Here is a 17,223-nt window from a genome sequence, read left to right on the forward strand (position 1 = left end):
GCCGATCCAGTGTCACCGGTACATAGGCCATGTTGCTGCCCGGCTGGAAACTGGCATTGCCGAGCGAAAGCGTCGCCTTTTCCGGCAATCTCGTTCCATTGGCGAAGTCGAAAGTGGAAAAATCCGACACGCTGTTCGTCGTTGAGGAACCATTCACGCTCGACGTTGTTGAGGACGTCGGAGCAATGGTGGTGGACGACAGCAAAGTCGTCGTTGTTGTCGACGTCGTATTCGATGTCGACCCATTGGTCATGATCGTAGCGGCACCCGCTGCGAAAATGCAAAGAACGGACATTCCGGCTCCAAAGATGGAGCCAGTCATTTTGACAGGCATGTTTGCGACCCCNGAAGTTAACCCCTGTAGGGTCTCCTATGAAGGTTAACAAAAACTTCCGGTCAATATCGACTCGTCGTGTTCTTTTGGAATTTGCGATGAACTGTTGTTTGCCNAAGCGAAACGATGTTTGAAATCCGCCATCGTTTCAAAATCGCTACGATGGGAACCAAAATAGATTTGAAGAGTAGTGGCCCGCTTGCCCATCCCCAAGACGGGATGGGCAAGCGGGTTGCGGCTTATTCAGCCGCCTGGACCAGCTCCTCGAACTCGGGCGTGGTGCCACGGCCAACGCTGACATAGGTGAATCCCGCCGCCTCCGCGACTTCCGGCCGGTAGATGTTGCGCAGGTCGACCAGCCCGACTCCGTTCATGATGCCCTTGAGACGCGGCAGGTCGAGCGCACGCAGCGCATCCCATTCAGTGACGATGACCACCGCCTCCGCCCCTTCCGCGGCGCTATAGGNATTGTGGCAAAACTCCACGTTCGACACCATCGCGCGGGCGGCATCCATGCCCTCCGGATCATAGGCGCGTNACCTGCGCGCCGCCATCCTGCAAGGCCTGGATGATGGAAAGCGACGGCGCATCGCGCATATCGTCGGTATTGGGTTTGAAGGTCAGGCCAAGGACCGCGATCGTCTTGCCGCGTACCGATCCGTTGCACACGGCCACCACCTTGCGCGCCATGGCCCGCTTGCGGCTCTCGTTGATGGCCACCGTGGTTTCGATGAGGCGTATCGGCGCACCCGCATCCTCCGCCGTCTTGACCAGCGCCAGCGTATCCTTGGGGAAGCAGGACCCGCCATAGCCCGGCCCGGCGTGAAGGAATTTCGAACCGATCCGGTTATCCAGGCCAATCCNGCGCGCCACCTGCTGGACGTCGGCGCCGACATTTTCACACAGATCGGCCATCTCGTTGATAAAGGTGATCTTCATCGCGAGGAAGGCGTTGGCGGCATATTTGATCAGTTCGCTGGTCCGGCGGCCAGTGAACTGGATCGGCGCCTGGTTGAGNTAGAGCGGTCGATAGACCTCCTCCATCACCGGGCGGGCGCGTTCATCCTCCATGCCGACGACGATGCGGTCGGGCCGTTTGAAATCCTGGATCGCCGCTCCTTCGCGCAGGAATTCCGGGTTGGAGGCAACGGCGAACTGCGCATCGGGATTGGCCTCCCGGATGATGCGGTCGACCTCGTCACCAGTGCCGACCGGGACGGTGNACTTGGTGACGATGACGGTGAACCCGTTCAGATTGGCCGCGATCTCCTGCGCGGCGGCATAGACATAGCTGAGATCGGCATGACCATCCCCACGCCGGNCGGGCGTGCCGACGGCGATGAACACCACATCGGCCTGGCTAACCGATCCGGCAAGATCGGTGGTGAAAGTCAGGCGCCCAGCCTTCACGTTGCGCGCGATGAGGTCGGCAAGGCCAGGCTCGTAGATCGGCACGCCGCCCCCNTGCAACAGCTCGATCTTGCGCGCGTCCTTGTCCACGCAGATGACATCGTGGCCGAAATCCGCGAGACACGCGCCGGAAACCAGGCCGACATAGCCCGAGCCGGTCATAACGATCCGCATCACTATTCTCCTTCTTCAAACGGCTTTCGACCGATGGCCAACCGATCATGTCAGGACGCACAAATCCTTTCCGGAAAAACCGGATGCACGGACCCTCATCCCTCATCATGGGTTGGGCGCCAGCCGACCGAGCCCGATGCCCAATTGGCCGGAACCAGCCGGCGATTGACGCAGCGCAGCATACCGCGCTGCGCAGCATGGATGCAACACAGCCCGCCGCTCTATGGACACATATGGACGTGGATCAGGCGTTTAGCCCATGGAAAAAAGGCGGAAACGTCGACGCTCCCGCCCCTCGCACGCGATCGTTCGAAATTCGAAACCGCCGCTATCGCCGTCATTTCTTCCCATCGGCCGGGCGCTGGGCAATCGCGCCCTCGCTGGCCAGGGCATCGAGCGCGGCATCGTCGAGGCCCAGCCACTGGCCCAATATTTCCCGGCTATGCTCACCCACGCGGGGCGGGCAATATCGATAATCGGCGGGCGTTACAGAAAGCTTGGCCGGATAGGCGACGGTCGGGATTTCAACGCCGTCCTCTTCCCGACGGAAGCGATGGACGGTCTGCCGCGCTTCGACGAAGGGGTCCTCGAACACATCCTTGATCGTGTTCACCGGTCCGGCAGGCACGCCCCTCGCCACCAAGCGCGCCATCAGTTCGTCACGATCGAAGGGGCGGACGATCTCCTGCACCTCGGCCTCGATCGCATCGCGGTTGATGAGCCGCTGGGCACTGGTGGCGAAACGCGGATCGCCGCCGAGTTCGGCATGCCCCATCTCCTCGCAAAAGGCCCGGAACTGCCGGTCATTGCCGATGGCGATGATCATCACGCCGTCTGCAACCTCGAAGGTCTTGTAGGGCACGATGGTCGGATGACGATTGCCNAGCCGGCCCGGCACCACGCCGCCGACAAGGAAATTCGCGCCTTGATTGGCGAGCATCGCGATCTGCGTATCGAGCAGCGAAACATCGATCCGCTGCCCTTCGCCGGTTCGTTCGGCGTGGCGGAACGCCACCATGATGGAAACGGTCGCGTACATGCCGGTCGCCAGGTCCGCCATGGCGACGCCCGCGCGCAGCGGACCGCCGTCCTCCTCGCCCGTGATGCTCATGAATCCGCCCATGCCCTGGGCCACGAAATCATAGCCACCACGGTCGGCATAGGGTCCGTTCTGGCCGAAACCCGTGATCGAGCAATAGACGAGGCGCGGATTGATCTCGCAAAGGCTCTCATAATCGAGGCCATATTTCCTGAGGCCGCCGACCTTGAAATTCTCGACCAGGATGTCGGCTTCCGCAGCCAGCCTGCGGATCAGCTCCGCGCCCTGTGGCGTCGCCAGGTCGATCGCAGCGGAGCGCTTGTTGCGGTTGCACGAAAGATAATAAGCGCTGGTGCCGATTTCCGGCTGGCCATCGGCGCCGGTCAGATAGGGCGGTCCCCAGGCACGGGTGTCATCGCCGCGACCCGGCAACTCGATCTTGATCACGTCGGCGCCGAAATCGGCCAATATCTGCGTCGACCAGGGACCGGCGAGGACCCGTGAAAGATCCAGCACCTTGACCCCTTCAAGAGCCCGGCCGTTCATGGCCGCGCTCCTGCCATCATCATGTCATGGGAAAATCGCATCCGCTCCTGTCCCCGCACCTCTCCTGCGCCGGTTGCTTCGGCAGGTTAGCGAGGCAGGATGGTCAGCACAATTATTTCGCACCATAGGATAGTTTTCAGATCATTTGCCGGATGAGCTGGCGAGATAGGCGATCAGGTTGGCGCGATCGGCGGGATTGGGCAGGCCCGCGAAGATCATCTTGCTGCCAGGCACCTTCGCTGCGGGTTTGGTCAGAAAAGCATCGAGCGACTTGGCATCCCAGCGGATCTTGGCGTTCTTCATCGCGGGCGAATAAGCGAAACCCGGGACCGCGCCCGACGTGCGGCCCATTATCCCGGCAAGCGAAGGACCAAGACGGTTCACGCCGCGATCGACGGAATGGCAGGCCATGCAGCGGGCGAAGACCGTCTTCCCCTTGGCAGCGTCGCCCGTCTGCGCAAGTGCGGGGCTCGCAATCAGCATGGCGGTGGCAAGCGCTACGAGTTTCGAAATCATCAGCAACCCTCTTTCCTTCTTCGCTCATCGGATTCCATGTCCGTGCGCGCAAATATACCGATAACGGCCTGAGTCTGAACGCCGATTGAAGCAGTCCCGGATTTGCGAACGAAGGAACGGGGATGGAGGAACCACTCTGTCACCCGAACGGAACCGGGCAGGACAACCGCCACCTCGCTTCCGCCCCCNGAACCATGACGCCAAAGCTCCCAAGAAAAAGCCCCGGATCGCTCCGGGGCTTTCATTCCTTCTCGCTGGCCCCGCTCAGATGGTCGCCAGCCGCGCCACCTTGCCCAGCTTGTCGCCCGCAATCCGCATCATCGCCTTTTGCAGCTTTTCAAAGGCGCGCACCTCGATCTGGCGGACGCGTTCCCGCGACACGCCATAGACCTGGGAGAGTTCCTCCAGCGTCTTGGGCTCTTCCGCCAACCGCCGCTCGGCAAGAATATGCTTCTCGCGATCGTTGAGGTCGTCCATCGCCTCGACCAGCATGTCGTGGCGCAGTTCGCTCTCCTGCCGGTCAGCGACGCGTTCGTCCTGCAACGGATCGGTGTCCGCCAGCCAATCCTGCCACTGGCCTTCGCCATCCTCGCGCATCGGCACATTGAGCGACGTATCGCCGCCCATCGCCATGCGGCGGTTCATGGAGATGACATCCTCCTCCGTGACGCCCAGATCGGTGGCGATCTTCTTGACGTCGTCGGGATGCAGGTCGCCATCCTCGAACGCTTCGATATTGTTCTTCATCCGGCGCAGGTTGAAGAACAGCTTCTTCTGCGCGGCGGTGGTGCCCATCTTCACGAGGGACCAGGACCGCAGGATGAATTCCTGGATCGAGGCGCGAATCCACCACATGGCGTAGGTCGCCAGGCGGAAGCCACGATCCGGCTCGAACTTCTTCACGCCCTGCATCAGGCCGATATTGCCTTCGCTGATCAGCTCGCTGACCGGCAGGCCATAGCCGCGATAGCCCATGGCGATCTTCGCCACCAGGCGCAGATGCGACGTCACGAGCTGGGCCGCGGCTTCGGAGTCCGCATGCTCGGCATAGCGCTTCGCGAGCATATATTCCTGCTCGGGCGTCAGAATCGGAAATTTGCGGATTTCCGACAGATAGCGGTTGAGGCTGGCTTCACCGCCCAGCGCAGGAACCGCGGGGACATTGGTCTTTCCGGCCATGTCGTCACCTTTCCCTTTCATGCGCGGCGGAACCCAGAAGAGGCGTTCGAAGCGCCGTCGCAAACTTATCCAAACCTATACGTGAAGCTCGCTTAACAGTTCCTGCATATCCGCAGGCAGTTGGCTGTCGAAGCTGAGCGCCTCACCCGTTACCGGATGTATGAACCCCAGCCGTTTCGCGTGCAATGCCTGCCTTTTGAAACCCAGCGTTTCCAGTATCGATTTGAAACCTTTTCTCTCTCTACTGTAAACCGGATCGCCGATCAAGGGGTGACCCAGATGGGCCATGTGCACCCGCACCTGATGGGTACGCCCGGTTTCCAGCCTGCATTCGACCAAAGCCGCACCGCGTAGCTTCTGCTCCGTCCGGTAATGGGTCACGGCATGCTTGCCACGCCCTTCCCGATGAACCGCCATTTTCTTTCGATCGGCGTCGGACCGGCCGATCCAGCTATCCACCGTGCCCGCGCCCGGCGCGGGCACGCCATAGACGATCGCGGCATAGAGCCGGTCGATGCTATGATCCTTGAATTGCTTCGCCAACCCTTCATGGGCACGGTCCGACTTGGCAACGACCAACAGGCCGGAAGTATCCTTGTCGATGCGATGAACGATGCCGGGACGCGCCACGCCGCCGATGCCGGATAATCGCCCNTGGCAATGATGGAGCAGCGCATTGACAAGCGTGCCGTCGAGATTGCCCGCCGCCGGATGGACCACCAGCCCCGCCGGCTTGTCGACGACAATCAGGTCGGCGTCCTCATGTACGATGGCGAGCGGAATGTCCTGCGCGATTGCCTCCGCCTCGACCGGCGGCGGCAAGGTGATGGCGAAGGATTGCCCCACCAGCACCTTCATCGACGGATTGGGTGCACGGCCGGCGGTTTGCACCTGCCCCTCGACGATCAGCGCCTTCAGCCGTTCGCGCGACAGGTCGGGCACCAGCTCCGCGAGCGCCTTGTCGAGCCGCATGCCGTCCTGCGCCTCGCTTATCGTCGCTTCAATGATGGAAACCCCNGAATTCATTGGATAGGGATGTAGGAATGAGGGTCAGGATTGCAAGAGGCATTTTGGAACAAATCATGTCCGAAGCGGCGGCAACGCCGCTTGAGGTCTGCGGCCTGCTCCTGGGCGAGGCCGAGCATATTCAGACGATCCGTCCTGCCGCCAATGTCGCGGCCGACCCGGCACGGCATTTCGAACTCGACCCGGCCGCCCTGATCGCCGCGCACAAGGCCCAGCGTTCAGGCGGACCACGGATTGCCGGCCATTATCATTCCCACCCCAGCGGGGTTCCAGTCCCCTCCTCCACCGACGCAGCCAGCGCGGCGCCGGACGGAAGCCTGTGGCTGATCGTCGGGGGCGGTTCGGCGCGGCTCTGGGTTGCGACGGGGCCGGATGAAAATGCACGATTTGTTGAGGCTTTGCTCGATATCATGTGAAGGAAAGGCGGCAGGCCGGGCTTGCATCATGCGGCGGGGCAGCGCATTAGCCTTTCATTCCCTTCCTGATTTTCCTTCCGGCGGCAGCGAGACTTCATGACCAATCCGACCGACAGCATTGAATTCGCCAGCCTGCTCTGTTCGCGGCTGTGCCATGATCTGCTGAGCCCCGTGGGCGCGCTCAACAACGGGCTTGAGCTGATGGCGGACGAAACCGACCCGGAAATGCGGCAGCGCTGCCTGGACCTGCTGGCGGACAGTGCCAAGACCTCGGCCAACAAGCTCAAATTCTTCCGCCTGGCCTTCGGATCGGCGGGCGGTTTCGGTGATACGGTGCCCACCCATGAAGCGCGTGTCGCGATCGAGGGTATGTTCGCCGCATCCGGCCGGGTGAAGGTCGGCTGGATGATCGAGGAGGACATGCTCGACAAGCTGCCGGTGAAGGTGCTTCTCAATCTTGCACTGATCGCGGGCGACGCGCTGGTGCGGGGCGGACAGCTCGACATCGGCGCCGAACGGCGGCCGGGCGTCACCGAAATCGTGGTGCGTGCGGAGGGCCCGAAACTGGTGCTCGACCCCGATCTGCGGGCCGCGCTGGCCGGAACGCTGCCGCCCGAAGGACTCGCCTCGCGGACCTCCGCGGCCTGGATGGTGCGCACGCTCGTCACCAGCACCGGCGGCGAAATCGCCCTGTCGCCCGCGGGCGAACCGATGCTGCTATTTGGCGCATCCATTCCAGACGCCCAATAGCCCCTTCAGGGCGCCGCCAGTTCGGCGGCAAGCGCAGCGACCAGATCGGCCACGGGCATTGCCCGTGCCAGCGGCGCGCCCCGCCCCGCCCATTGCGCACCGAAGCCGCCTTCGCCTTGAGCCTTCGCCGCGGCGTTGAGCGCCTTGCCGGCATCATAGGCGACGGGATAAGCGGGCGCCTCCAGCCCACAATCCTCGCCCCATCGGGTAAAAAGATTGGCCAGGCATCGCGCCGGACGCCCCGATATGGCGCGGGTCATCACCGTATGATGCGCCGCCGGACCGGCAAGAGCGGCTCGATAGGCCGTATCTGCGCTGCTTTCGGGGCAGGCGATGAAGGCCGTGCCCAACTGCGCCGCCACAGCGCCCGCATCCAGCGCCGCACGTACCCCTGCCCCATCCATGATCCCGCCTGCGGCGATGACCGGAAGCCCGGCCTGCGCCACCAGGAGCCGCGTCAGGGCGAGACAATCCAGTCGCTCATCAGGCCCGTCAGGATCGAAAATCCCCCGATGACCGCCTGCTTCATCGCCCTGCGCGACGACGGCATCGATCCCGGCTTCCCGCGCCTGGCAGGCTTCATCCAGGCAGGTCGCCGTGGCAATCAGCAGGCATCCCGCTTGCTTCAGCGCAGCGATCCGCCCGCCATCGGGCAGGCCGAAATGGAAACTGACGACCGCGGGCGCCCGATCGACCAGCACCGCCAGCATCGCGTCATCCTCAACGAAGCTACGGTAGATTTCACGCAGGCGCGCAGGCGGATCGGCATCATAGCGGTGGAAGAGCGGCGTCAGCGCCTCCAGCCAGGCCCGCTCCCGGTCGGCGTTGCGCTGTGCCGGATCATGGGTGAAAAGATTGACGTTGAACGGCCGGTTGGTCCGCGCCTGCACCGCTTCGATCATCGCGCGCGCGCCCTCCGCATCGGTCGCGCCCACCGCGATCGAGCCCAGCGCTCCGGCATTGGAAACCGCCGCCGCCATGTCCGGCGTGGAAACGCCCGCCATCGGCGCCTGAATGATGGGATGGGCCAAGCCCAGCGACTCGATCAGTGACATGGGCCGATTTTTGAGCATAGGCGACCTGCCATGCAACCATGACCATCGACCGCTTTGCCCCCCACTCTCACGCCGCCTGCTCGCCCGGCTGGCCTCCCAGGCTGATTTTCCGCGAGGCCAGTCTCGCCGCAATGTCCCGCAGAGGGATTTCAACAAATCGGTGCACGGTAATGCCCGCAAGGACCGAACCCAGAACCGCGACGACGAAGCCGATCGGATTATGCTGTCCCATAACAGCCAGCACGGGAAGTATGACGAACAGATGGGACAGGTAGATGGCGTAGGAGGCTTCCCCAAGCAAAGTTGGAAGGAACCAGTCCTTCAACCTGCCGTCGAGTGATCGGGCGGAGGCCAGAATCACGGCCACCGGCAGGGTGACGGTCAGGGGCCGCATGTCCGTCAACAACGGCAGCACCCCAAGAAGGAGGAAGCCCAGCGGCAACAGCCATCCAGGAAGCCGAACATGAAAATGGGCGATCACCATGCCGGCGACGAAGTCGAGCAGAAGCGGCTGGCCATAATAAGCAAGCAGGGCCGGAGGACGGAGGAGAAAGCTGCTACAAGACGCCAGGATGAGAATCAACGCCAGAAGCGGAACGGCGATCCGCCGGGGCAGAGGCAGGAAGATCGCGAACAGGATATAGAAAGCCATCTCGAAATTGAGCGTCCAGCCGACTGGCAGGACGGGCCCACCCGCCACGCCCATGGATGGCAGGAAGAGCAGGGAGGAGAATAGCTTCCAGCCATTTCCTTCACCCGCACCGATGGCGACGCAGAGGGTCGCGATCCAGTAGAGCGGTCCGATCCTTTCGACCCGCCGCCAGAGGAAATGTGCCGGGCTGGGTGGCAACGGCGATGTGGACACCACCATCACATAGCCTGAAATCCCGAAGAACAGGCCTACGCCTTGCTTCAACCAATTGGCCACCGCAGGGTGGTCCACCGCCATCAGATGGTAGGAGAAGGCGTGATAGATAACCACCATCAGCGCCGCGATCGCACGCAGATAGTGGACGGAACGGATGCGGCGGGAACCATGCGGCATGAGAGCCTCATCGCATCCATCGGTAAATTGCCGGTAAATTACTGTATCAATAGACAATTCCCCTCGCCCACCGCGATCGACAGACAAAGAAAAAGGCCCGGCCACTTTCGTGACCGAGCCCTTTTCTTGCAACAATCCCGAAAAATCAGGCGCTGTAGTACATGTCGAATTCAACCGGCGAGGGAGCCATTTCCCAGCGGTACACTTCGGGCCACTTCAATTCGATATAGGCATCGATCTGGTCCTTGGTGAACACGTCGCCCTTCAGCAGGAACTCATAGTCGGCTTCGAGGCTGTTCAGCGCTTCACGCAGCGAACCGCAAACGGTCGGCACCTGGCTCAGCTCTTCCGGCGGCAGGTCATAGAGATTCTTGTCCATCGCGGCGCCCGGATGGATCTTGTTCTCGATGCCGTCGAGGCCGGCCATCAGCAGCGCGGCGTAGCACAGATAGGGNTTGGCCATCGCGTCGGGGAAGCGGAACTCGACGCGCTTCGCCTTGGCACCCGCGCCGTAAGGAATACGGCAGGAGGCCGAACGGTTGCGAGCCGAATAGGCCAGCAGAACCGGGGCTTCGAAGCCCGGCACCAGACGCTTGTAGCTGTTGGTGGTCGGGTTGGTGAAGGCGTTCAGGGCCTTGGCGTGCTTGATGACGCCGCCGATGAAGTAGAGGCAGGTTTCCGACAGACCGGCATAGCCTTCGCCCGCGAAGAGCGGCTTGCCGTTTTCCCAGATCGACATGTGGGTGTGCATGCCCGAACCGTTATCCTGCGCGATCGGCTTCGGCATGAAGGTCGCGGTCTTGCCATAGGCCTGGGCGACCATCTGCACGACATACTTATAGATCTGCATGCGGTCGGCGGTCTGGACCAGCGTGCCGAAGGTCAGGCCGAGTTCGTGCTGGGCAGCGGCCACTTCATGGTGGTGCTTGTCGCAGGGCAGGCCCATTTCGAGCATGGTCGAAACCATTTCCGCGCGGATGTCGGTGCAGGGATCGACCGGCGCGACGGGGAAATAGCCGCCCTTGGCGCGCGGACGGTGGCCCAGGTTGCCGCCTTCATATTCCTTGCCGGTGTTGGTCGGCAGTTCGATATCGTCGATCTTGAAGTAGCTCTGCGAATAGTCATTCTCGAAGCGCACGTCGTCGAACATGAAGAATTCGGCTTCCGGGCCGACATAGATGGTGTCACCGAAACCGGCCGACTTGACGAACGCCTCGGCGCGCTTCGCGCAGGAGCGCGGGTCGCGGGCGTAGAGTTCGCCGGTGTCGGGCTCGACGATGTCGCAGAAGATGATCAGCATCGGCGTGGCGCTGAACGGATCGACATAGACGGCGTCTAGGTCGGGCTTCAGGATCATGTCCGATTCGTTGATCGCCTTCCAGCCTTCGATCGACGAACCGTCGAACATCAGGCCCTGGGTCAGTTCATCCTCGCCCAGCACCGAAGACACCATGGTCAGGTGCTGCCACTTGCCCTTGGGATCGGTGAAACGGACATCGACCCATTCGATCTCCTTTTCTTCGATCATCTTCAGGATGTCTTTAGGCGTGTTAGCCATGTGAACTTGCCCTTCTTTCAAAAATACCCCCCGAAGGGGTAGGTTGATGCTCCCCCGGAGGGGGTGTTTCGTTAACGCCCACCAGACCTCCGCCAGCCCCCTGCAAGCTCGCGAGACTCTGGTGGAAAATCAGATGGCGTCGCTGTCGCGCTCGCCGGTACGGATGCGCACCGCGCCCTCGATATTGGAAATGAAGATCTTGCCGTCGCCGATGCGGCCGGTCTGGGCGGCGGCGGAGATCGCCTCCACCACCCGTTCGGCGAGCGAATCGTCGACCACGACTTCCAGCTTCACCTTGGGCAGGAAGTCGACCACATATTCCGCACCCCGATAAAGCTCCGTATGGCCCTTCTGGCGGCCAAAGCCCTTCGCCTCGGTGACGGTGATGCCCGACACACCGACTTCATGAAGCGCTTCCTTCACTTCGTCGAGCTTGAACGGTTTGATGATCGCTTCGATCTTTTTCATCTTCAGGTATCCCAAATCAATCGCGCGCTGAGTGGCGGATACGATCCCGCCCTTCGTTCCTTCTCGAGACGATCATCGTGCCCCCCAAAGGCAAGCACCGCCTCTCATCCCAATCAATTACCATGCCAAATAGCGAATCGCTGGAATCTGCTTTCCGCGATGCAACAACTTTTGTCCATATTGCCCGGATTCCGGGCAATTTCATGACATTCTGCCCATTTTTTAGGCAGTCTTGCAATGATCAGAGCTTATAGGGAGGCGCGTCGAGTCCGGCCGGGCTCCTGGTGAAGATTTCGCAGCCTGTCTCAGTGATGCCGATGCTATGCTCGAACTGGGCCGACAGCGTGCGGTCGCGAGTCACCGCGGTCCAGCCGTCCTCCATCATCTTCACGCCAGGCTTGCCGATGTTGATCATCGGCTCGATGGTGAAGAACATGCCCGGCTTGAGTTCCGGGCCCGTGCCCGGACGGCCGACATGGACCACCTCCGGACTGTCGTGGAACACCCGCCCCAGGCCATGACCGCAAAAATCGCGGACCACGCCATAGCGATGCTTTTCGGCATGACGCTGGATGGCATGGCCGATGTCGCCCAGATGATTGCCGGGTCTCGCCTGCTCTATACCCAGCATCAGGCATTCATAGGTCACCTCGACCAGCCGCCGCGCCTTGATGGAGGTTTCGCCGCAAATATACATGCGGCTGGTGTCGCCATGCCAGCCGTCGACCAGCGGCGTCACGTCGATATTCAATATATCGCCGTCCTTCAGCCGATAATCGCCCGGAATGCCGTGACAGATGACGTTGTTGAGCGAAATGCAGCAGCTATGGGTATAGCCACGATAGCCCAAGGTCGCGGGCACGCCACCGCCGTCCAGGGTCATGCGGCGCACGATGTCGTCCAGCTCGCCGGTGGTAACGCCCGGCACGACATGCGGGACCAGCGCGTCCAGTATTTCCGCCGCCAGCCGCCCGGCCTTGCGCATGCCTTCGAAACCGGCCGCGTCATAGAGCTTGATCGCGGTCGAGCGGGAAATCGGCGCGTCCGCCGTCATCGTCATATAATCGGTCATGCACCGATTATAGGCAAGGATGCGACATAATGCGAGGGGCTAGGCAGGGCACGCGGCACAGGCTATGGCCAGCCTCATGGCCGATACCAACCGCATCTGGACCGCAGCGCTGGTCGTCATCGGCGATGAGATTCTCTCGGGCCGTACGCAGGACAAGAATGTTTCCCAGATAGCGACCTGGCTCAACGTCCAGGGTATTCGCCTCAATGAAGTGCGCGTCGTGGCCGACGACAGCGACGCGATCGTCGAGGCGGTGAACACGCTGCGGGCACGCAACGACTATCTGTTCACGACCGGCGGCATTGGCCCGACCCATGACGACATCACCGTGGACGCGATCGCCCGCGCACTGGGCGTAGGGGTGGAAATCCATGAGGGCGCCCGCACGATGCTGTCGGGCTATTATGAAACGCGCGGCGGGCTGACCGAGGCCCGGCTGCGCATGGCGCGGGTGCCGGCGGGGNCAAGCCTGATCGAAAACCGCATGTCGGGCGCGCCGGGCATCCGCCATGGCAATATCTACATCATGGCGGGCGTGCCGCATATCACGGCCGGGATGCTGGACAGCCTGACCGGCAAGCTGGAAGGCGGCCTGCCGGTGCTGTCGGCCACCATCGGCTGCTGGGTCGCGGAAAGCGAGATCGCGGACCTGCTCGGCACGACCGAGCATGCGCATGAAGGTTGCCAGATCGGCAGCTATCCCTTCTTCCGCGAAGGCCGGACCGGCGCCAATTTCGTGATCCGATCGACCGATGCGGCGGCCCTGGACCGCTGCACCGCGGACCTCAGCGCCGCGCTGGAACGGGGCGGCTGGCCGGCCGTGCCGGGCGGCATCTGATTACACGTCGATATCGGGTGGGAGGCTGATGCCAGCCTTACCGTCGCCTCGCACTTGATCCGGGGCGTCGAGGACGGCAATGCTGGAAAATATCCAAAATCCATCACACCCGCCGCCACATCTTGAACCCGGTGGAGATCGCGTTACCACGACGCAATGCTCGCAAAGACCTCCGCTCGCCGCCGCTCCCGTTGGGTCAGCATTCCCCTCAAGATCCTCGGCGGATTCATCGCCCTTTCGCTGCTGATGGTGGTGATCTACCGTTTCGTGCCCCCGCCGGTGACATGGACGATGCTCTTCGATCCCCATGGCATCACCAAGGACTGGACGAGCCTGGACGAACTGGATCCGGACATGGCCCGCGCAGCCATAGCGGCGGAGGACAGCCGCTTTTGCAGCCATCACGGCTTCGACGCCGTCGCCATCGCCCAGGCGATGCGCCACAATGCCAGCGGCGGCCGCATTCGCGGCGGATCGACCATCAGCCAACAGACGGCGAAGAACGTCTTCCTGTTCCAGGGCGGCGGCTTCCTGCGCAAGGGGCTGGAGGCCTGGTTCACGCTCCTCATCGAGGCGATCTGGGGCAAGCGCCGGATCATGGAAGTCTATCTGAACGTCGCGGAAACCGGCATCGGCACCTATGGCGTCCAGGCCGGGGCGATCCGCTATTTCCACCATGGCGCCCAGCGCCTGACCCGCGCCGAAGCCGCCCGCCTCGCCGCCGTCCTGCCCCTTCCCAAGAAGCGCGAGGCGATCGATCCGCACGGCTTCACCCGCCGCTACGGCAACAGCATCGCCGCCCGTATCGGCATCGTCCAGCGCGACAGGCTGGATAGCTGCGTCCAATGAAAAGGGCGCGGATCACGCCGCGCCCTTTCCTTTCCATCATATCAGCGATCAGAAGCTGATGCGCGCGCCGATGCGGACCGCGTAGAGCGAGGAACCATTGGTGGTCACCAGCTCATCCGCCAGCACGGTGTCGGAGCTGGGCTCCTGATATTTATACTGTGTGCAGGCCGTGTTCGCGCAGCTGACCTTCGCCACTACCTTGCGGAACGGGAAGCTCGACCGCAACTGCTGGCCCCATTTGTGGTTCAGCAAATTGGTGAAGTTCTCGACATCCGCGAACAGCGAGAAGCGGGCTCCGAGCGGCAGCGGCAGTTCCTGCTCGACATGCAAGTCAATGCGCGTGAACGCCTTGGAACGGAAGGCATTGCGCGGCGCGATCTGCCCCCGATAGTTTTNGAGGCCCGAGCTTTCGATGATATCGTCGATCCGCTGCGCCGCCTGGGCGGCGGTCAGGGTCGTGACGCCGTTCACCACGGTGGGCGCATAGGTGACCAGTGGATCATTGATACCGGTCGNCACGTAGAAGAGGTAGCGCAGCGCGCTGCCCGCCGTGCCGAACACACCCGAACGTCCGCCCGACAGATCCTGCATGGTATAGCTGTAGGGCGCACCGGCACGCGTCGTGCCGAATATGTCCAGACGCGTCTTGTAATCGCCGAAGAAGGCCCGCTCGAACGACGCATTGTAACGGAAGGCCCAACGGACCTCATCGTTCGAATGCCCCNGGCCGCCGAAGTTCGCATCGTAATTGGCGCCGTTGCCATAGATCGATCCGGCCTGCGACGAGGTCAGCGCCCCGGCATCACGCACATCCTGATAGGTATAGGCGCCGCCCAGCGTCAGACCCCAGTCCCAGCTCTTTTCCGCGCGCAGCACGCCGATCCAGCCACGACCATATTTGGTGTTGGTCAACAGCAGGTCCTGCCCCGTGTCGCCTGCATNGCCGATAGCGCTTGTATAACGCTGGCGACCGTCCGGCGTGAAGGAACCCGGGACCGGAACCGACCGAAGGTCGACTACCATCACTTGTTCCCGGACCTTCGAATAGAGCAGGTCCGCGCCGAAACGCCAGCCATCGCCAAGCGCACCCAGATTGGCGTTGTAATCGACCGACAACGTGCCGCGATATTGGTTCGGCGCCTTGAAATTCGGATCAATCGCATTGAGCGAGGTGGTCGCATTGGGATTGGACGAAAGGCCCGCGGCCGCTGCCTGAACCGCGACATCCGCCGCCGCTGGAACGGTTGTGAAGGACGGATTGTTCAGGATCGCGCCGGCAGACGCATTGGCCGTTCCGTTCAACTGATACACGCCACCGTCGGTCTGGCGCGCCGTGATCGAGGTGTTGATGACGCCAGTGTTGGAGANGCTGTTGCCGATATAGACGTCCGGCGAACCGCCGCCAANGATACCTCCGCCGCCGCGAACGGTAAGGCGCGGGGTTGGCTTATAGGTGAAGCCGAAACGCGGCTGGAGCAGACCGATCCCGCCGATATTGCTGGCATTGGTGAAGCCGTAGCGGCGCGAGAAGTTCGGGTTCACCGCTGGCTTGCTGTCCATGCCGAACAGGTCGTAGCGCAGACCCAGGCCGACAGTCAGCTGGCTGTTGACCCGCCAGTCATCCTGAAGGCCGAAAGTATAGGCATCGTAGGAAAAGCTCGCCGCGGCATCGGCCGGATCGAGCGAACCTGCATTATTGTAGCTGAAGGACTGCGCCGTGCCGTTGGCGAAATCCTGGATGCTGTCGAAATAATAAGTGCCCGCCGAGGGATTCACGAACATGTTGAACGACTTGGTGTGGTTCCATTCCGCCAGCATGCGGAAATTATGGTCGCCGGCCTTCAGCTTGGCCGAAACCGATCCACCCNAGGTACGGATTTTCAGGATGTTCGACTGGCTGGGGCCACCGGCACCTAGGACGAACTGCGGCGTGCCGGTGGGGCAGACGGTGCTGACATTGGTGGCGACGCTGGGCTGGGGCGGCGTCCCCGTCGTCACGTTACGAGGCTCCGAAGTCGGCGCCGCGCAGATCGACATCTGCGCGCTACGGCCCATCAACGGGAACTGACCGCTATCATAGGTCTTGTAGAGCGCGCGCGCTTCGGTGGAAAAGCGGTCGGTCCAGTCCGCGTTCCAGTTGACGATGCCCGCCTTCATCTTGTTCGGCTTCTTGTAGGCGTTGGACGCAAGGCCCAGGTCGCGGGTGCCGGTGGTCGTGCTGACGTTCAGTTCGTCCTTCGTATAGAGGCCGGTCAACGAAACGCGCTGCGTATCCGACAGGTTGGCGTCGATCTTGCCGACGACGCGATCGTCCTTGTCGCNGTCCGAACGCAGGATGCCGCCCGGATCATAATTATATCTGTTCTGGGCGATCTGCGTGATCCGTTCCAGATCGGCATCATGGGCGCCGATGACGGGCGTTCCGGCATTATCTTCCTGCGTGCCGAAGGCGACCGGACGAGCGGCGCGCACGCGCTCCGCCGCGATCATGAAGAACAGCTTGTCCCTGATGATCGGACCCGAAATCTCGGCGCCGAAATCCTTGCTGGTGAAATTGGGCTGGACGATCCGGCCGGTCNGGATTGAGGATATAGGATTTGGTCTTCTTGCCGGTCAGCTCGTCGGAACTGAAGGTGTAGAAGGCGGTGCCATGGAATTCGTTGGTGCCCGACTTCAGGATCGCGTTGGAAACGCCGCCNTGGAAAAANGCCTTCGCGGATGTCGTAGGGCGCGACCTTGGTTNCGAACTGGCCGATCGAATCCAGCGGCACCNGGGCCACGACGCGACGGCAGCGCATCGGGATTGAGGCCGAAGCTGTCAGTGATGGGAACGCCGTCGACGGTAAAGCGGTTGAAGCGCGGATTCTGCCCCGCGAAGGACACCTGGCGACCGGTCGTCTGGCTGGTGTCCAGCGTCGCGAACGGATCGCGCGCGGCAATGTCGCGAA

The 17,223-nt window shown here is 62.2% G+C and carries 13 protein-coding genes and 12 pseudogenes; 5 read left to right on the plus strand and 20 right to left on the minus strand.

Going from position 1 to position 17,223, the window contains the following annotated elements:
• Positions 1 to 573: 573 nt before the first annotated feature.
• The 14 genes and pseudogenes from CAF53_RS27815 to CAF53_RS27870 form a co-directional block, all read right to left on the minus strand.
• The coding region (locus CAF53_RS27815; RefSeq protein ID WP_242443334.1) for a UDP binding domain-containing protein at positions 574 to 800 on the minus strand (227 nt) is incomplete at its 5' end.
• Position 801: 1 nt separating this feature from the next.
• Positions 802 to 871, minus strand: a pseudogene (locus CAF53_RS27820) (hypothetical protein); the annotation flags it as partial.
• A gap of 1 nt (position 872) precedes the next feature.
• Positions 873 to 1,197 (minus strand): annotated as a pseudogene (locus CAF53_RS27825) (UDP binding domain-containing protein); the annotation flags it as partial.
• A gap of 1 nt (position 1,198) precedes the next feature.
• A pseudogene (locus CAF53_RS27830) lies at positions 1,199 to 1,351 on the minus strand (UDP-glucose 6-dehydrogenase); the annotation flags it as partial.
• A 1-nt stretch (position 1,352) separates the two neighbouring features.
• Positions 1,353 to 1,556, minus strand: a pseudogene (locus tag CAF53_RS27835) (UDP-glucose 6-dehydrogenase); the annotation flags it as partial.
• Between the two features lies 1 nt (position 1,557).
• Positions 1,558 to 1,655 (minus strand): annotated as a pseudogene (locus tag CAF53_RS27840) (hypothetical protein); the annotation flags it as partial.
• 1 nt (position 1,656) lies between these two features.
• Positions 1,657 to 1,798, minus strand: a pseudogene (locus tag CAF53_RS27845) (UDP-glucose 6-dehydrogenase); the annotation flags it as partial.
• A gap of 1 nt (position 1,799) precedes the next feature.
• Positions 1,800 to 1,918 (minus strand): annotated as a pseudogene (locus tag CAF53_RS27850) (hypothetical protein); the annotation flags it as partial.
• A gap of 337 nt (positions 1,919 to 2,255) precedes the next feature.
• Positions 2,256 to 2,801: CoA transferase (locus CAF53_RS27855; RefSeq protein ID WP_242443335.1), on the minus strand; the 546-nt coding region annotated here is incomplete at its 5' end.
• Between the two features lies 1 nt (position 2,802).
• Positions 2,803 to 3,503 (minus strand): annotated as a pseudogene (locus CAF53_RS27860) (CoA transferase); the annotation flags it as partial.
• Between the two features lie 141 nt (positions 3,504 to 3,644).
• Positions 3,645 to 4,019: a cytochrome c family protein gene (locus tag CAF53_RS00020; protein ID WP_100238632.1), complete on the minus strand. Its 375-nt coding sequence runs from the start codon at positions 4,017 to 4,019 to the stop codon at positions 3,645 to 3,647.
• Between the two features lie 264 nt (positions 4,020 to 4,283).
• Positions 4,284 to 5,198: an RNA polymerase sigma factor RpoH gene (rpoH, locus tag CAF53_RS00025; RefSeq protein ID WP_046763028.1), complete on the minus strand. Its 915-nt coding sequence runs from the start codon at positions 5,196 to 5,198 to the stop codon at positions 4,284 to 4,286.
• A 75-nt stretch (positions 5,199 to 5,273) separates the two neighbouring features.
• A partial coding sequence (locus CAF53_RS27865) for an RluA family pseudouridine synthase (RefSeq protein WP_242443336.1) occupies positions 5,274 to 5,852 on the minus strand: 579 nt, incomplete at its 5' end.
• A 1-nt stretch (position 5,853) separates the two neighbouring features.
• Positions 5,854 to 6,215: pseudogene (locus tag CAF53_RS27870) on the minus strand (RluA family pseudouridine synthase); the annotation flags it as partial.
• Between the two features lie 26 nt (positions 6,216 to 6,241).
• On the opposite strand from CAF53_RS27870, the gene CAF53_RS00035 reads away from it, so the two are divergent.
• Together CAF53_RS00035 and CAF53_RS00040 are read left to right on the plus strand one after the other, a co-directional pair.
• Positions 6,242 to 6,640 carry a M67 family metallopeptidase gene (locus CAF53_RS00035; RefSeq protein WP_100236944.1) on the plus strand — a complete coding sequence of 133 codons (399 nt, stop codon included), beginning with the start codon at positions 6,242 to 6,244 and terminating at the stop codon, positions 6,638 to 6,640.
• A 96-nt stretch (positions 6,641 to 6,736) separates the two neighbouring features.
• On the plus strand, positions 6,737 to 7,390 hold the full coding sequence (locus CAF53_RS00040; RefSeq protein WP_046763031.1) for a histidine phosphotransferase family protein: 654 nt from the start codon (positions 6,737 to 6,739) through the stop codon (positions 7,388 to 7,390).
• A 5-nt stretch (positions 7,391 to 7,395) separates the two neighbouring features.
• Here CAF53_RS00040 and CAF53_RS00045 read toward each other — a convergent pair whose 3' ends face one another.
• The 6 genes and pseudogenes from CAF53_RS00045 to map form a co-directional block, all read right to left on the minus strand.
• Positions 7,396 to 8,445: a nitronate monooxygenase gene (locus CAF53_RS00045; protein ID WP_100238633.1), complete on the minus strand. Its 1,050-nt coding sequence runs from the start codon at positions 8,443 to 8,445 to the stop codon at positions 7,396 to 7,398.
• 67 nt (positions 8,446 to 8,512) lie between these two features.
• The gene (locus CAF53_RS00050) at positions 8,513 to 9,490 is read right to left on the minus strand and encodes an acyltransferase (RefSeq protein ID WP_100236945.1); all 978 of its coding nucleotides are present in this window, start codon (positions 9,488 to 9,490) and stop codon (positions 8,513 to 8,515) included.
• 145 nt (positions 9,491 to 9,635) lie between these two features.
• Positions 9,636 to 9,944: pseudogene (glnA, locus tag CAF53_RS27875) on the minus strand (glutamine synthetase); the annotation flags it as partial.
• 1 nt (position 9,945) lies between these two features.
• A pseudogene (glnA, locus tag CAF53_RS00055) lies at positions 9,946 to 11,048 on the minus strand (type I glutamate--ammonia ligase); the annotation flags it as partial.
• 129 nt (positions 11,049 to 11,177) lie between these two features.
• A complete protein-coding gene (locus tag CAF53_RS00060; protein ID WP_007685085.1) occupies positions 11,178 to 11,516 on the minus strand; it encodes a P-II family nitrogen regulator in 339 nt (112 codons plus the stop codon).
• Between the two features lie 241 nt (positions 11,517 to 11,757).
• Positions 11,758 to 12,588: a type I methionyl aminopeptidase gene (gene map, locus CAF53_RS00065; RefSeq protein ID WP_046763034.1), complete on the minus strand. Its 831-nt coding sequence runs from the start codon at positions 12,586 to 12,588 to the stop codon at positions 11,758 to 11,760.
• A 76-nt stretch (positions 12,589 to 12,664) separates the two neighbouring features.
• Here map and CAF53_RS27880 point away from each other — a divergent pair.
• The 3 genes and pseudogenes from CAF53_RS27880 to mtgA form a co-directional block, all read left to right on the plus strand.
• A partial coding sequence (locus CAF53_RS27880; RefSeq protein ID WP_242443337.1) for a competence/damage-inducible protein A occupies positions 12,665 to 13,051 on the plus strand: 387 nt, incomplete at its 3' end.
• A gap of 1 nt (position 13,052) precedes the next feature.
• Positions 13,053 to 13,426 (plus strand): annotated as a pseudogene (locus CAF53_RS27885) (competence/damage-inducible protein A); the annotation flags it as partial.
• 156 nt (positions 13,427 to 13,582) lie between these two features.
• Positions 13,583 to 14,275, plus strand: coding sequence for a monofunctional biosynthetic peptidoglycan transglycosylase (gene mtgA / locus CAF53_RS00075; protein ID WP_046763035.1), 693 nt, complete (start codon positions 13,583 to 13,585; stop codon positions 14,273 to 14,275).
• Positions 14,276 to 17,223: the final 2,948 nt, after the last annotated feature.

The sequence above is a fragment of the Sphingobium sp. LB126 genome (genome assembly GCF_002795205.1).
GTDB classification, from domain to species: Bacteria; Pseudomonadota; Alphaproteobacteria; order Sphingomonadales; family Sphingomonadaceae; genus Sphingobium; species Sphingobium chungbukense.

What these genes read in the sequence shown, in the direction of transcription:
- CAF53_RS00020 (WP_100238632.1), bottom strand. Translation starts at nt 4,019, where the DNA reads ATGATTTCGAAACTCGTAGCGCTTGCCACCGCCATGCTGATTGCGAGC.
- CAF53_RS00035 (WP_100236944.1), top strand. Translation starts at nt 6,242, where the DNA reads ATGAGGGTCAGGATTGCAAGAGGCATTTTGGAACAAATCATGTCCGAA.
- CAF53_RS00040 (WP_046763031.1), top strand. Translation starts at nt 6,737, where the DNA reads ATGACCAATCCGACCGACAGCATTGAATTCGCCAGCCTGCTCTGTTCG.
- map (WP_046763034.1), bottom strand. Translation starts at nt 12,588, where the DNA reads ATGACCGATTATATGACGATGACGGCGGACGCGCCGATTTCCCGCTCG.
- CAF53_RS00050 (WP_100236945.1), bottom strand. Translation starts at nt 9,490, where the DNA reads ATGCCGCATGGTTCCCGCCGCATCCGTTCCGTCCACTATCTGCGTGCG.
- CAF53_RS00045 (WP_100238633.1), bottom strand. Translation starts at nt 8,445, where the DNA reads ATGTCACTGATCGAGTCGCTGGGCTTGGCCCATCCCATCATTCAGGCG.
- mtgA (WP_046763035.1), top strand. Translation starts at nt 13,583, where the DNA reads ATGCTCGCAAAGACCTCCGCTCGCCGCCGCTCCCGTTGGGTCAGCATT.
- rpoH (WP_046763028.1), bottom strand. Translation starts at nt 5,198, where the DNA reads ATGGCCGGAAAGACCAATGTCCCCGCGGTTCCTGCGCTGGGCGGTGAA.
- CAF53_RS00060 (WP_007685085.1), bottom strand. Translation starts at nt 11,516, where the DNA reads ATGAAAAAGATCGAAGCGATCATCAAACCGTTCAAGCTCGACGAAGTG.